The sequence below is a fragment of the Sorangium sp. So ce128 genome (assembly GCF_051525245.1).
Classification (GTDB): Bacteria; Myxococcota_A; Polyangia; order Polyangiales; family Polyangiaceae; genus Sorangium; species Sorangium cellulosum_B.
This window is the reverse complement of sequence record NZ_CP150313.1, coordinates 2,594,340-2,608,891: the sequence shown is the minus strand read 5'-3', so window position 1 is coordinate 2,608,891 and position 14,552 is coordinate 2,594,340. Positions and strand designations below refer to the sequence as shown.

At 71.8% G+C, this 14,552-nt stretch carries 13 protein-coding genes; 6 read left to right on the top strand and 7 right to left on the bottom strand.

The features are described 5' to 3' along the window. Positions 1-127: 127 nt before the first annotated feature. Entirely contained in the window at positions 128-1,453 is a 1,326-nt protein-coding gene (locus WME82_RS10185; protein ID WP_438042655.1) for a glycoside hydrolase family 30 protein, read from the bottom strand. 649 nt (positions 1,454-2,102) lie between these two features. Here WME82_RS10185 and WME82_RS10180 point away from each other — a divergent pair. After that, positions 2,103-2,888 (top strand): hypothetical protein, encoded by a 786-nt coding sequence (locus tag WME82_RS10180; RefSeq protein WP_438042654.1) that lies wholly within the window; start codon positions 2,103-2,105, stop codon positions 2,886-2,888. Positions 2,889-2,935: 47 nt separating this feature from the next. Here the strand turns inward: WME82_RS10180 and WME82_RS10175 are convergent, their stop codons facing one another. Further along, positions 2,936-3,691, bottom strand: a complete 756-nt coding sequence (locus WME82_RS10175; RefSeq protein WP_438042653.1) for a metallophosphoesterase — start codon at positions 3,689-3,691, stop codon at positions 2,936-2,938. 84 nt (positions 3,692-3,775) lie between these two features. Beyond that, positions 3,776-5,017: a radical SAM protein gene (locus tag WME82_RS10170; RefSeq protein ID WP_438042652.1), complete on the bottom strand. Its 1,242-nt coding sequence runs from the start codon at positions 5,015-5,017 to the stop codon at positions 3,776-3,778. 243 nt (positions 5,018-5,260) lie between these two features. Between WME82_RS10170 and WME82_RS10165 the strand changes: the two genes are divergently transcribed. Then, positions 5,261-5,686, top strand: a complete 426-nt coding sequence (locus WME82_RS10165) for a putative metal-binding motif-containing protein (protein ID WP_438042651.1) — start codon at positions 5,261-5,263, stop codon at positions 5,684-5,686. 25 nt (positions 5,687-5,711) lie between these two features. Here the strand turns inward: WME82_RS10165 and WME82_RS10160 are convergent, their stop codons facing one another. After that, on the bottom strand, positions 5,712-7,163 hold the full coding sequence (locus tag WME82_RS10160) for a hypothetical protein (RefSeq protein ID WP_438042650.1): 1,452 nt from the start codon (positions 7,161-7,163) through the stop codon (positions 5,712-5,714). On the opposite strand from WME82_RS10160, the gene WME82_RS10155 reads away from it, so the two are divergent. Beyond that, positions 7,162-7,374 (top strand): hypothetical protein, encoded by a 213-nt coding sequence (locus WME82_RS10155; protein ID WP_438042649.1) that lies wholly within the window; start codon positions 7,162-7,164, stop codon positions 7,372-7,374. The two genes, WME82_RS10160 and WME82_RS10155, sit on opposite strands and share 2 nt — an antisense overlap. Here the strand turns inward: WME82_RS10155 and WME82_RS10150 are convergent. Continuing rightward, positions 7,368-8,558 (bottom strand): SMP-30/gluconolactonase/LRE family protein, encoded by a 1,191-nt coding sequence (locus WME82_RS10150; RefSeq protein ID WP_438042648.1) that lies wholly within the window; start codon positions 8,556-8,558, stop codon positions 7,368-7,370. The two genes, WME82_RS10155 and WME82_RS10150, sit on opposite strands and share 7 nt — an antisense overlap. Before the next feature lie 219 nt (positions 8,559-8,777). On the opposite strand from WME82_RS10150, the gene WME82_RS10145 reads away from it, so the two are divergent. Beyond that, the gene (locus WME82_RS10145; RefSeq protein WP_438042647.1) at positions 8,778-9,758 is read left to right on the top strand and encodes a 2-dehydropantoate 2-reductase; all 981 of its coding nucleotides are present in this window, start codon (positions 8,778-8,780) and stop codon (positions 9,756-9,758) included. 111 nt (positions 9,759-9,869) lie between these two features. Here the strand turns inward: WME82_RS10145 and WME82_RS10140 are convergent, their stop codons facing one another. After that, the gene (locus tag WME82_RS10140) at positions 9,870-10,391 is read right to left on the bottom strand and encodes a hypothetical protein (RefSeq protein ID WP_438042646.1); all 522 of its coding nucleotides are present in this window, start codon (positions 10,389-10,391) and stop codon (positions 9,870-9,872) included. Positions 10,392-10,758: 367 nt separating this feature from the next. After that, a complete protein-coding gene (locus WME82_RS10135) occupies positions 10,759-11,424 on the bottom strand; it encodes a hypothetical protein (RefSeq protein ID WP_438042645.1) in 666 nt (221 codons plus the stop codon). Positions 11,425-11,600: 176 nt separating this feature from the next. Here WME82_RS10135 and WME82_RS10130 point away from each other — a divergent pair, with 176 nt between their 5' ends. Together WME82_RS10130 and WME82_RS10125 are read left to right on the top strand one after the other, a co-directional pair. Further along, entirely contained in the window at positions 11,601-12,722 is a 1,122-nt protein-coding gene (locus WME82_RS10130; RefSeq protein ID WP_438042644.1) for a multiheme c-type cytochrome, read from the top strand. A 148-nt stretch (positions 12,723-12,870) separates the two neighbouring features. After that, positions 12,871-14,502 (top strand): hypothetical protein, encoded by a 1,632-nt coding sequence (locus WME82_RS10125; RefSeq protein WP_438042643.1) that lies wholly within the window; start codon positions 12,871-12,873, stop codon positions 14,500-14,502. Positions 14,503-14,552 lie beyond the last annotated feature (50 nt).

Sequence of the window (14,552 nt, the reverse complement as noted above, 5' to 3'; positions counted from 1 at the left end):
GCTCGCAAGGCCGAGCGCGGCGACGCTCCGGAGCGTCGACACCCTCCGGTTCAGGTTTCATCTCTCCCGGGAGGCTCTCGACAGGTTCAGGCCGCGATGGGTCGACCCGGGTCGGGTCGCGCGCGCCTCACTTCCAGTTGACGGTGGCCCAGCCGCGGGCAGGAACGCTGAACTGGAGCTTCTTGGAGGCCACGCTGAGGGTCGTCGTCTTCGCGGAGCTGCCGGAGTTGTAGATGACCGTGACGATGCTGCCGTCAGGGTTCTTGAACGCCAGCGCGTCGCCGCCGGTCGTGTTGACGCGCATCGCTCCAGGATCGACGTACTGCGAGACGTGGCGGAAGACGTAGTAGGCAGGGGTCAGTACCAGCTCCTTCGTGTCGGCTTTCACGTTGAGGAGCGCGTTCTGGGGCCACGGCCGCTGCGAGTCGATGTTCTTCCCCACCGGGTCCAGCACCATGTTCCAGGCGTTGTACGAGTTCACCCCCGCCTTGATCCAGTCGCGGATGAGCCCCCAGCTCTCCTGCCCGTAGGCGTGATCGTTCGCTGCCGTGTTCGGGTTGAACGCCGGCACGCCCGGAGGGTTCCAGTTGTAGTTGCCGCACTGGTGCTCGGTTTGCACGATCGGCATGTTCCGCGATTTCAAGCCGTTCACGCTGCCCCGCATGTTCCACTGCAGCCCGAAGCCCTTGACGTACTTCATCGCGGTGGCATCGCCGGTCACGGCGCTGAGGATCCCCGGGTCTGCCGCGTCGTTGGACATCGTGCCGAGGAAGATCTGAGCCTTGATCCCGCGCTCTTCGAACAGCGGCCCCAGGTGGGTGCCGATGAACTTGGCCATGAGCTGCCCCGTCCACGCGCAGCTCGGATACCTCGTCTCGTAGGTCGGCTCGTTCTGGGGGTGGACCGCCTCGATGGTCATGCCCTCTGCGGCGTACGCCTCCACGAACTTCGCGAAGTAGAGGGCATGCGCCTTCAGGGTGTTCGCGTCGTCCTTCATCTTGCCACCGTCGAAAGCGCCGTTGCTCTTCATCCAGGTGGGGGGCGTCCAGGGGCTGGCCCAGAGGTGGAGGCCGGGCCTGACGGCGAGCGCCGCCTTGATGTACGGGATCAGCTTCTCCTTGTCCCGCGCGATGGAGAAGCTCTCCATCGTGAAATCATCTTTCTTCTCGTTGAGGCTATAGCGGTCCATCGCATAGTCGCTGGCCCCCATGGGGATGCGCCCGTAGGCGAACCCTGCGCCCTCGTTCTTGTCGAAGAGAAGCTTGATGGCTCGCTGCCGCTCAGCCTCGCTGAGCATCGAGAGCATGTTCCAGCCCATCTCGTTGAACGAGCCGCCGAAGCCATCCCATCGCTGCTGCGTTGCCGCGTCGTCGACGGTCACGTCGGCATTGCCGCTCGTCACCTCCGTCGGCGTCCCGATCTTCCAGTACTCGTTCGCGCCCGAGGTGATCAACGTGGGCTCGACAACGTCGGGCTCACCGCCGCCGGTACCGGAAGACGAGCCGCCGCCGCCGTCTCCGCCCGGATCGCCGCCCGCACCGTCCGAACCGGTCGAGCCGCCCGTCCCCGCGCCGCTGCCTGTCGTCCCGCTCCCGCTCGCGTTTCCGCTCCCGCTCGCGTTTCCGCTCCCGCTCGCGTTTCCGCTCCCGCTCCCGCTCGCGTTTCCGCTCCCGCTACTGCCCGCACCCGCACCCGGGCCACCCGAGCTCTCGGGTTCTTCCGGGCCGCTCGAAGAACCGCAACCCACCAAGAGAAACGCGAGCAATATGCCGGCGGTCGAAGCTCGTGCCCTGTTCATCACAAAAATCCTCCATCCCAGGGGTGCGACCCCTTGGTGGTGCCTGCAGCAGGCGTCAGAAAGTGGCCGTCCTATATGCCCAGAAGGCCCCACGGTGATCGGGCGGGTGGGATAAAAGGCGGCAAGCTCCACGTCGATGACCCGGCGCACGCACGCGCCATGCGCTCGCGTCACGCCTCCCGTGCCGAAGGTCCGCGTCGACGTCGCGGATGGCACGGCGGCACGCGTTCCAGATCGTGCACAGCAGATCCAACCCGGCCGTACGATTGCTGGGCTTCGATGCGCGTGTTAGCGTCGGCCCCCGATGCGAACCGCGGTTTTCGCCCTCGCCCTCCTGGCCGGCTGCGGGGGCGCATCCGGGGCGGCGCCCGGCGCGGCCCTCTCCCCCTCCTACGCGACGAGCCTGGGCTCCACGTCGGCGAGCATGCCCAGCATGCCGTCCGCGCCCGCGTTGCCCAGTCGGGCTTCGGTCCAGGCCGATCTGGTCGTCCGCCCCGACGTGCTCGTCCTTGGCTTCGCGCTCCAGGAGACCGACGCCGATCCGCAGCGCGCCCTCACCGCGGCGCAGGCCGCGGTGGAGAACGTGGAGCGGCAGTTCAAGGAGGCGACCGGCGGCGCATCCACGGTGAGGATGCTGGGCGCGTCGTTCAGCACGGTCTTCACCGAGAAGGCGGAGAGCGAGGGCGACGCCGTATCGGCCGCTGTCGACGGCGTGATCGAGGTGCGCCTCGCCCCAGAGCTCGACTTCTGGGCGAGGAGCCGGCTGGCCGCAGCCATGGCGCAGATCAGGCGCGAGGTGAGCGCCACGGTACAGGCGGCGAAGGACGGGCGGCGCGGGGCCACCTTCGGGCAGCCTCGGGCCGAGGTGAAGGAGCCGGAGGGGCACCGCGCGCAGCTGACCGAGCAATGGCTCCGGAGGGCGCGATCGTTCGCGGAGGCGGCGCAGGCCGCGTCGGCGCCGCTCCTGCTGGTGGACTGCGCGCCGCCGGGGGCCATCGAGCAGCGGCCCATCTCGCTGCTGGAGGTGGGGCTCTCTCTGTCGGTCGTGTGCCGCCTGGACGCGCTCTCCGCAGAACCGAAGCGCGACTGACGGCCTCCGGGCGGCTCACCCCCGGCCATCCGTCGTCGGGCAGGGCGTCACCCGGCGATCAGCCGGAACACGGGGAGCTCTGGCCGACAGGTGAACCGCACAGGAAGGACGCTTGTGCCGACACCGCGGCTCACGTACACCCTGCCATGGGCCGTGTCGTACATACCCGAGCGAAATCGGCCCGATCCAGGCGGAACCCACACCGCTGTTCCGAGCGCTCGGATCTGTCCTCCATGCGTATGCCCCGCGAGGCCCAGATCGAAGCGCGGCGCGCCGGGAGGGAGCGTATCGAAGACGCCGGGCGCGTGCGTGAGAAAGAGCCGAGCCGGAGCGGACGGCACGCTCGCCAGGGCGGCTCGCAGGTCGGCGTTCCCGCTGCAGAAATCGTCCGTCGCGACGATGGAGATGCCGCGCTTCAGCAGCACCGACTCGTTCCCGAGGAGCCTGGCTCCGGCGCGCGCGTACACCTCGCTCAGCCTTTGCAAGGGGACGTGCCCCCAGTGTTCCCAGTTGCCGACGGTGGCGAGGACCTCACGCCCCGGCGCGGCGAGGCTGCGGCAGAACTCCTCCAGCACGCCGAGCGAGCCCTCGCCCTCGATCGAGTCGCCGGTCAGCACGACGAGATCAGGCGCCAGCCCGCGGATGGCGTCGATGGCCTTCTCGTGGACACTGCCCAGCGCGCGCAGGTGGATGTCAGAGAGGTGAGCTATCCGAAACCCCTGAAGCGCGGCCGGGAGCCGGGGGATCGGGACATCGTGCTCGGCGACATCGAGCCAGGAAGGTTCGATGGCGATCCCATCCACGGCGGCAATCCCTGCAGCGCAACAGCTGGCGTGGAGGAAGGCTCGGCGGGTGACCGGTCGGACCATTTCGGAATCTTAGCAAACTCAGCTGGAGGGCCGCGGCTTGCGCGTGAGCTGGACCAGCCGCTCCGGGGAATCGCGCCCGGGATCGGGACCGTCGAGATCCTCCAGCACGAGCTCGAACAGCCCGTTGTCGAACGGCCTCCCCGCGGCCGGCGCGGCGGGCACGAGGCGCTCGCGCTTGCCCTGCGCGGCCAGCGTGCGCGCGCGGAAGTGGCAGTACGGGTTGTTCCCCGGCCGCCCGAAGAGCGCGTGCGCCGTGAAGGTGCACCCGCCCATGCACACCTCCGCGAAAGCGCAGCTCCGGCAGAAGCCCCAGAGGTCGTCGGCCGTGCGCGCCCGCGCGAACGCGAGGCGCGGCGCCTCGTCCCAGATCTCGTGGAGCGCGCGCCCGCGCAGGTCGCCGCCCACGTAGGCGTCGCTCTGGAGCGACGGGCAGCCCTTCACCGCGCCGTCGGACTCGATCCCCAGCACCAGCTTCCCGGCCTGACAGCCGCGGAAGTGGTCGCGGCCGCCCTCGCGCAGCGAGCGCAGGAGCGCCTCCGCCGGGCCGAAGTAGCCCAGGTTGTTGCCGGGCATCACCGTGATCCCGTCCCGGAAGGCCCGCCGCTTCAGCTCGGCGATGCGCGGGAGCACGTCGAGCAGATCGTAGGGCTGGAGCAGCATCGCCGGCCGGTCGGCCGCGCGGCCGAGCGCCGCGGTGATCTGCACCTGCCACGCCGTGATCCCCTGCTCCCGGAGCAGGTCGTAGAGCGCCTCCAGATCGCCCTGGTTCACCCGGTTGAGGTTGGTGTTGGCCGCGGTGAGCAGCCCCGCGCCCCGGAGGTGCCCGAGCGCCGAGAGCGCGCTCCGGTGGCTGCCCGGGGCCTTGCGGATGAGGTCGTGGGCGCGCTCCAGCCCGTCGACGCTGACCGAGACGCTGTGCAGGCCGGCCTCCTTCATCTGCGCCGAGATCTGCGCCGTGATCCCCCGCCCTCCGGTCGTCATGGTCGGCCGCACGCCCGCGGCCTTGAGCGCCGCGATGATCTCCAGAAAGCCGCCGTGCAGGTAGGCCTCGCCGCCGATGAGCACCACCTCGCGCGCGCCCATCGCCGCGAGCTGCTGCACCACGCCCAGCGCCTCCTCGGTGCCGAGCTCCGAGGGCCGCGCGGCCCCTGCCCTGGATCCGCAGTGCCGGCAGGGCTGATCGCAGCGGAGCGTCAGCTCCCAGACCACGTACGCCGGGTAATACTCGCCGGGGACCACATCGAGACGGCGCAGCGCCATGCCGGAGCCTACCGCGAACTCCGCCGCCGGCTCCTGCTCTCGGGCGCCCTTTCGACGCGCGGGGGGGATCGTTAAAGGGGGGTGACCTGCGCACGCGCACGCCGGGCCGCTGCGCCATTCCCCTTCATTTTCCTTGCGCGTCGCCGAGGCGCCTTGCCATAGGATGGGACGGTTTGACCTCCCTGGCTCGGCCTTCCGAGGCGCGCCAGGGCTCGGCCCCATGGCCCAAAGGCGGAGATCCTCATGCTCACCCTCGGCGCTTGTCCTTGCTGCGATGGTTTCCTGCCTCCCGGCGCTTCCGCCTGCCCGCATTGCGGCGCGACGCCCACGGCCGAGCGCGTCACCTGCGCGCAGGCGCGCCACGGGATCGCGGGCCGGCTGCTCGCGGCGGCGTCGGGCGGCATGATGGCTGTCACGCTGATGGCCTGCTACGGCATGCCCCCGTGTGACGAGCCCGCGACCGACGGCGACGGCGACGGCTACCAGGCGACATGCGAGGGCTACGGGCCCGAAGAGGACTGCGACGACGGCAATCCGGACATCCACCCCGGCGCGACGGACGTGGCAGGTGACAGCATCGATCAGGACTGCAGCGGCGACGACACCCCGCTCGGCACCGGCGGCGCGGGTGGCACCGGCGGCGGAGGGGGCGCTGGCGGCGCCTCCTGACAAATCCCCTCACTTTGCTGGCATTTTAACGAAAAAAAATTGAACGGGGAGACGGGGAGATTGATGGGATTTCACTCCCCGACTCCCCGCCTCCCTGTGAACTTCCCGAAAACGGAGCTGCCGCCCATTCGGACAACACACGGCGGACGCGCTCGAGATATCCCCCCTCGCGCACGATCTCCTGGTATCCCGGCACCGCGCCGACCCACTCCCGCATACGCACGTTCGACGCCTCGGTGAGGTACATCGTGGGAAGCCCCATGAGCGCGGGCCCGTCCATGCCTGCGGTCGTGACGCCGAGCTGGCCGACGAGGCCGTGCGTTCGCTTCAGGTGCTCGAAGAACTGCAGCTGTGCCCGGCGCATGTCGAGCTGCCGGAAAGTCGGGTCCTTCCAGAAGAGCGTCATGTCGACCGCGCCGTCGGGGACCTGTGCGTCTCGAAGGGCGTCGCCGGTCAGCACAGGCACGAGCCCCGTGCGTTGAACGAGGTCCGTCAGCTCGAGCAGCTCGGCGAGCGTCGTGTTGCGGTGCGGGTGGTGGATCCCCTCGCGGATCCAGAGCAGCACCTTCTTCCGGCATGACGCTCCCGCGCGCGCTTCCGCGAGCCTGCGATCGACCCAGGCGATCACCGATCCCGGAATCGGCGCGTCCGCCAGAAACGCCGCGCGAAGTCTCCCTTGGGCGGAGGACGGATCGGCCTTGAAGGCGCGCGCGACGATCTCCGTGGTCTGCTTCACCGCGCGCGGGCGCGAGCGGTACGCCTGAAGGTGATCGCTCAGGCCTGCATCGCGGAGAAACGCCTCGGCTTGCGCCGTTCCCGCTTTGCCTGGCTCGACCTGGATCGCCGCGCCCGCGAGGACGGCGGCCGCGGCGACGTACCACCCCTCGCCGAACGAGAAGCCGCCGTCCGTGTGGAATGTATACGCGTGGTTTCGCTCCTCGATGATCCTGCGCGCCGCGCGGGCGGCGACCTCGGCCTCGTGAGCCGCCGCGCGCGCCGCGCGGGCGACCTTTGACCGCGGAGACCCGCCCTCGAGCTCCGAGGCGCTGATGGCGGCCGCGCGGGCCGAGGCCTCTGCGCCGGCCACGATCGCCTCCACGCGCCGCCAGCCGTCGTCGCAAGCGTCGCGCGTCGGCGCGCGCTGCGCGCTCAACGAGAGCTGGCCCGCTCCGTGGAGCGCGTCTGCCGCCCGCGCCGCATGGGCCCTTGCCAGCGTCGAACGGGCGCGCATCGTCGTCGCGAGGATTCGCTCTCTTCCTGCGGCGACCTCATGTTCCTGGAGGGCGGCGCGCTCCTGATCGGCGGCGGCCAGCGCGCGATCCGCCTGCTCGATCGCGCAGTCGAGCAGACGCCGGTAGCGCTCGCGCTGCCCCGGCGTGTGCAGCGTGGTCGCCAGGGCGAGCGCGGCGTCGAGGCTGCTTCCGGCATCGCGCCCGATGTGCTGCGCGGCGAGCGTCTCGGCGACAACCACTCCCATGCACACCGGCTCGAGTCCCTCGATCATCGTGACCTACGCCGGACCGCCAGACCGGTCAAGCGCTGTCGCCCGCTCGGTGTTCCGCGTCGGTGAATCCATCACGGAGTTCCTGGACAGCGCGCTCGCGCGCAGGGGCAAGCCGCCGGGCGCTCGCTGCTGGAACGCCGGCGCGGCCGAGCACCGGCGGCCTGCGTCCAGCGAGGTTCAGTAAGGGTATCCGGGGATGTTCATCTCCATCGCATAGAGCGACGCGCCCGACGTGATGTAAAGGGTCTTTCGATCGGCCCCGCCGAACGCGACGTTCGACACCTCGCCCATCCCCGTGATCGCGCCGAGCCTCGCGCCGCTCGGCGCGAGGACCTCGACGCCGTCGCGCCACGCGATGTAGACATTGCCCGCGCAGTCGACGCCCATGCCGTCGGCCTTCGGCAGGTTCGCCGCGAAATTGGACGAGGCGCCGGGCGCTCCGTCGGCGCTCAGCGTATAGCGGCGGATCCGGCCGGGGGTGAACTCGGTCACGTACAGCACGCTCTCGTCCGGCGAGAGCGCGACGCCGTTGGGGGTCTCCAGCGTGCTGATGAGGCTCACCGCGCCGGACGGGGACACGCGGTAAGCTGCTGTCGGCAACTCCGGCCTGCCGCCGCTGAGCTGAAAATCGGGATCGGTGAAGTAGACGTTGCCGTCGCTCCGCACGACGACATCGTTCGGGGAGCTGAACCGCTTGCCCATGTACGACCCGGCGACCTCGCGCCGCGCCTTCGTGCCGAGATCGAACACGGAGACGCTGCGCGTGTCGTGGGTACACGCGATGAGGTTCCCGTCGCTGTGGATGCCCAGCCCGTTCGTCCCGCTGTTCTCGAGGAACACCTCGATCGTGCTCGGAGGCGTGAGCTTCTGGATCTTCGCCTTCGGCCCGTTGAGGGGCGGCGCGTTCTGCGCCTGCATGTTGATCTCCGAGAAGAACAGCGCCCCGAGCTCGGCGACCCAGACCGGGCCCTCGACGTACGTGAACCCCCCTCTCACCAGCTGCGCCCTGCCGTTCGCCGGCACCGGATCGGCCGCGTACGGGCCGCCTGGGCAGACGGCCGACACCTCATCACCGCCGCCCGCCCCGGCGCCGCCCGCCCCGGCGCCGCCGCTGCCGCTGCCACTCCCCGCCGCGTCGCCCCCGCTGCCGCTCGTCGCCGCAGCGCTGCCCGAGCCCGCGCTGCCCGCGCTGGTGCCGCTGGAGCTCGTGGCGCCCACGCTGCCCGTGGAGCCGCTCGACCCGCCAGCTCCAGCGCCGCTGGAGGCTCCGCCCCCGCCCTCCGACTGGAGCGGGTCGTCGCCGCCGCCACAGCCGTTCGCCGCGACGAGCACGATCCAAGAAACAACGAGCGAGTACCTGATCTTCATAAGCAAGTGCCTCCAAGCGCCCCCGGATGGTGTGCCGATCGGGCGCGCTCATCATCGTCAGCTCGCCTCGCGCCGCAAGGGCCGAGGTGACCGAGCGGCACAGCGCCTCGACCGCGCGCTCCGCGCAGGCCAAGGACCGGCGCGCCGCGGTGCGCCGTGAACGGCGGCGGCAGGCGAGGAGGCGACCGGCGGTCCACGACGATAGGATGCATGGACATCATGAAAATTGCTGTTTACGGCTTCGGATCCATCGGCGGTTTGCTCGGGGCCCGGCTGGCCACGGCCGGCTGCGACGTCAGCGCCGTCGCGCGCGGAGAGAACCTCGCCGCCTTGCAGGAGCGCGGCCTGCTGCTGCAGGTCGATGGAGAGATCACCCGCGTGCCGATCCGCGCTGCAGAGGATCCGGCCGCGCTCGGCGCGCAGGACGTCGTGATCATCGCGGTCAAGGCCACCGCGCTGGCCGACGTCGCCGCGCGCGTAGCGCCGCTGCTCCGCCAGGACACGATCGTCGTCCCCGCGATGAACGGCGTGCCGTGGTGGTTCTTCGCGCCCGAGAACGTGCCGTATGCCGGCGCTCGGCTCCGCTCGCTCGACCCGGGCGATCTCGTGCCGCGCGCCATCGGGCTCCGCCAGGTGGTCGGCTGCGTCGTGCATCTGTCGGGTTCCAGCCCGGAGCCGGGGCTGGTGCGCGCCGGCCTCGGCAACCGCCTGCTCCTCGGCGAGCCGGCCGGCGGACCTTCGGACCGGGTGGGCGCGCTGGTCGAGCTGCTGCAGCGCGCCGGCTTCGAGGCCGAGGCCAGCGCCGATATCCGGACGGACATCTGGTACAAGCTGTGGGGCAACATGACGATGAACCCGGTGTCGGTGCTCACCGGTGCGACGTGCGATCGGATACTCGACGATCCGCTGGTGCGCGGCTTCTGTCTCCAGGCGATGCAGGAGGCGGCGGCGATCGGCGAGAGGATCGGTTGCCCGATCGCGCAGAGCGGAGAAGACCGGATGGAGGTCACGCGCAGGCTCGGCGCGTTCAAGACATCGATGCTGCAGGACGCGGAAGCGGGCAAGTCGCTGGAGATCGACGCGCTGGTGACCGTGGTCCACGAGATAGGCAAGCTGACCGGCGTGCCGACGCCGACCATCGACGGCTTGCTCGGCCTCGTGCGCCTGTGCGGCCGCACGCGCGGCTTGTATGCCGGATGATCCTCCCTTGGCCCCTGCGTCGTCGACGCCAACGCGGCGCCGCCCGGGCGGCGGCGGCGCTCGCCGCGCGGCGCCCGCGAGAACCTACCGGCGGCTCGGGTCACGGGCGCGTCAGAGCGGGTCGCAAGTGATGCCAAGCCGCACCAGCGACACGGGCACGAGTGTGGTTCCGATGGAGATGAGCCGAGGCTCGCCCATGGTTTCGGGGTCATGAATGGATGAGTAGGGGACTTGCTGCTTCGTCACGTCGTGCTCGACGGCGACGGCGAGGCCGAGCTCGAAGTGCACGGGGCCTGGACCGAAGATCCAGCTCGCCCCGGCGCGAGCCCCGACGAAGGTCGTGTCGCCATCGACGCCGGGGCCGCCGTCCCAGCCGAGAGATCCCACCCCTTGGTAGGTATGTTTCCCCAAGGAGCCCGCGAGCGAGAGTCGAAGTCCAACCGGCGATCGCCACGCGACGCCCGCCGTCGCGCCGACGCCGGAGAAACTCTCCCCGAAGAGCTCACCCCCTGTCTCGGCGAAGCCACCTACCTCGATGACGCTGATGCGGTACGTGAGCGCGAGATTGAGGTGCAGCCCATCGCTCTTCGAGCTCGAGTAGACGCCGGCGCCGACCTGCACGTTGAAATCCATGCTCGGCGCGGACCTGCGCGCAGGAGCGACGTCAGGGGCGCTGCCCTCCTGCGCGCGGGCCGCCCCGGCGCAAAGAAAGAGGGCTGTCGCGAACAATCGAGGCGAGTTCGATCGAAGTGAGCGCATGTCGCGCCCTGGAGCATCCCGTGTACCAGGTGCGTCGTATTCATGCGGCCCGCCGCCGAGCGCCGCCGCGCTGGCCTGTCCGACGCGAGATCACGAGTCCTCCATCGCTCCCTCGGCCGCCGGCCGCTCTGGCTCGCCTGCGGGCGTGCGCTGGCGCTCGCGCGGCCCGTGACAGCCTGGTCGCGGTGTCGCTCGAACAGCACAGAGTGTATCGCGATCACAACAACCTGGGTCGGGCCGCTCAGGGCCGGGCTCCACCGCAGTCGCCCGGGCAATTGCAGTCGTTCTCACCCGCGCCGCAGGCGCCGTCGCCGCATTTCGCGCAGAGGTGCGCGTCGGGCGCCGTGGTCACGCACGCGCCGTCGACGCGCGCCATGCTCTCGATGGGCGTGAGACCCGGGCAGCAGGTCGTGAACGACTTGCTCGACGCCATCCCTCCCTCGCCCGAGCAGCGCGACGCGAGCGCTGCGCACGAGCCGTCGGCTTGCTGGACATACCCGGGCAGGCAGTCGCACTGCGGCCGCCGGGGGCGCAGCACCGGCACCGTGCCGGCCGGGCCTCTCGGCCCGAGCTGAACGGTAGGCGCTGCCGGAGACCGCGCCGGCGCAGCGCCGCCCGGGCTCGCCGGCGGCGGGGGATTGGCTCCCTCCGGGCCCGCTGGCCCCGCGGGAGGCGTGGCGATCTTGCCGTCGGGCGTCTGGGACTCGATGGGGATCCAGTCGACGATCTGGCCGTCCGGCGTGACCGTGGTGGCCACGACGTGCTCGCGGGGAGGCCGCGGCGTTCCCCCCGGCGCGCAGGGGTTGTCAGCGCCCGGGTGAGGGGGATCCGCCGGGTCGGGCCCCCTGGTGGCGCAGGCCGTGGCGAGGAGCATCAGGGGGCACAGGAGCAGAGCAGGCGCGTGCATGGGCAGGAAACACGGGAGCCCGCTGGATCTTACGGCGCCACGCCGCCTGCGGCGGCGGAACGGCGCGAAACGGGGGCGGAGCGGCCGGCGTCGCGCGGATGCCTCGGAGGTGACGCAGCGTCGGGGGTGTTGTAGCCGCAATCATCGCTGTGCGGCGCTGTGTACCTGGCCTCGGCTTGCTGATCGCGGGCGCCCTCGCGGGCGCGTGCGCTGCCGCGCCGGACGCGCCCGCGCGGCCCACGGGTGACGTCGAGGCGCCGGCCGGCAGCGCCCTGCCTGGGGCCGCGGAGGCGGCGCGGGTGCCCATGCCGAGGCCGGCGCGGGCGCGGCTCGGGGCGGCGGCGATCGCGAACCAGGCCTGCGAGGGGTGCCACGAGGAGGCGGCGCGGGAGTGGCGCGCGTCGCTCCACCACCGGGCGAACACCGAGCCGGCCTACCGGCGGGCGTTCGCGATCGAGCCGATGCCGTTCTGCCGGGCGTGCCACGCGCCCGAGGCGAGGCCGGAGGAGCCAGAGCCGGAGGCGCTCGGGGCGCTCGGGGTGGGGTGCGTGACGTGCCACGTGACGACCGACGGCGAGGGCGAGCTCGCGGGGCAGGCGGTGGCGCCGGTGCTCGCGGCGCCGTGGGCGGGGAGCGGGGCGCCGCCGGCGGCGCCGCACGCGGTGATCCGGGACGCGCGGTTCGGGGGCGTGGACGCGTGCGCGGCCTGCCACGAGTTCGCGTTCCCCACGGCGCGAGGGCGCTCGGCCGCGGAGCTGATGCAGTCGACCGTCATCGAGCACCGCGCGTCTCCGGCCGCGGACCAGCCCTGCGCGGCGTGCCACATGCCCCGCGGGCCTGGGGGGCGGCGCGGCCACGGGTTCGCGGGATCGCGGGACGAGGCGCTCGTGCGGAGCGCCGTGGCGGTGACGGCGCGGCGGCTCTCGGCGACGCGCGTGGCGGTGACGCTCGCGCCCGCGAACGCGGGGCACGCGTTCCCGACGGGGGATCTGTTCCGGAGGCTCGAGGTGTCGGCCGAGGCGCTCGGGCCCGACGAGCTGGTGCTGGGGCAAGCGGAGCGCTACCTGACGCGGCACTTCGCGCTGCGGCCCGGGGCGATCGGGCGGAAGCTCGTGGCCGACGACCGGGTGCACGCGGAGCCCGTGACGGTGGAGCTCGACGTCGGGGCCGCCGGCGAGGGGCAGACGATCGCATGGCAGGTGGCCTACCAGCGGGTGGCGCACCCGAACGGGGTGGACCTGCGCGACGCGGAGATCGAGGGCGAGATCCGGGTCGCGTCGGGGAGGCTCGCGCCATGAGCGGACGAGGGATCGGCGCGAGGGGGAGCAGGCCGGCGTGGCGAGCGGTCCGGGGTGGTGAGCGGCCGGGCAGCCGGCGGGTCCAGGATGAGAACATGGGAGCGCGGCGCGGCAGTCCGGCGCGGCCGTGCCTGGAGGAGGACGAGCGATGATCGGGCGAAGGGCGTGGAGGGGGCTGGGCGGGCTCGTGATGGCGATGGCAGGGTGCGTACCGGCGCCTGCGCCGCAGGCCGCGGACGGGCCGCGCGCGGAGGCCGCGGCGCAGGGGCCGGGCACGGCAGGCGCGGCGGGCGCGCCGGGCGCATCGAGCACCGCGGGCGCGCCGGGCGCGGCGGGCGTTGTGAAGGCGGACGAGGCGGCGAAGCCGGCGCCGCCGCCGAAGTCGGCGTTCGCGCCGGTGGCGCAGATCCCGGAGGAGGTCGAGCTGCGGCTGCACCCGGTGGAGGGGGCGCTGCTCGTGTCGACCTCCAACCTGACGATGCTCGAGGGGGAGCAGACGGCCGTGGCCGCCGCCGTCGGCGTGCTGAAGGAGGGGAAGATCGAGTTCCCGAAGCGGCTGCACCTGCCGGGGTGGTGGGTGTCCGTGATCGGCGTCCACGGGCGCTATCCCGACCAGCTCGACCTGATCGCGACGGGCACGACGGGCCGCACCGGCGTCGCCGAGCACTACGCGCTGGGGGCGAAGGGCTGGGTGCAGCGCGTGAGCGACGCGGGGCAGTGGTTCACCGGGGTGGCGAGCATGGGCAGCTCGCTCGTGGGGCTGGTGGGGCCGACGATGATCGGGCCCTCGAGGTTCGTCACGCTGCGCGGGCCCAGGGTGGGGCTGACGATCACGCCGGCGCCCAAGAAGGGGGAGTGCCGCGGGTTCGACTTCGAAGGGGCATCGCGTTACTCGGAGACCGAGGTCCGCCCGGAGGCATTCGGGGCGACGCGCGATGGGACCGCGCTGAGCTACGGGCTCGACTGCAAAGGGGAGAGCGCCCTGGAGGTCTGGAAGCCGGGCGAGAGACGCTCGACCATCCTGCCCATCCCGGCGCCCTCCGACGAACAGAGCGCCGACGATGTGCGCACGCTGATCCTGCCGGGCCCCGGCGACGGCGAGGCGTGGATCGTGGACGGGGGCGTGCTCCGCTACCAGGGCGGGGAGGCGAAGAAGATCGACCCGCCGGCGAAGGGCGCGCGCGTGCTCACCGCGTCGGCGGCGCCGGACGGGACGCTGTGGGCGCTCACGGACGGCGCGCTGTTCGCGCGCAAGGGCGATGCCTGGGAGCAGGCGCCGCTGCCTGACGGGGTGAAGGCCCGCGACGTGGCCGTGGGGAGGGACGGGGCGGTGTGGGTCGCGGCCGGCGGGGCGATCCTGAAGCACGGCGGCGCCAGCGAGGCCGCGGGCGCGGCGCCTGGGACCATCCAGCTCCAGAAGGGGCCGCCGCCGAAGCCCAAGGAGAACCGGACCTTGCCCAGGCCCGGCGGGCCGAAATGCCCGCAGAACCTCGTGGTGCTCTACACGTTCAGCAAGACGGCGCCGGACGACTACGACTTCCCGCTGACGCGCAAGGCGCTCAAGGGGCGCACGGAGTTCTCGCCGGCGCGCTTCGTGGTGACGCGCGACATGGGGCAGCGCTTCTTCGCCGCGTTCGTGCCGACCTGGGATCTCGCCAAGAAATTGGAGGAGCGGATCAAGACCGATGTGCAGGGCTCGACGCCGCAGATCGTGTGCGCCAAGCCGGAGGTGGTGCGGGAGCTGAAGCTGGATCTGAAGACGGGAGAGGTCGCGAAGTAAGACGGGTGAAGACGGCGCGGCGGGGGCGCCGGCGTGCGGCGGCGCCTCCG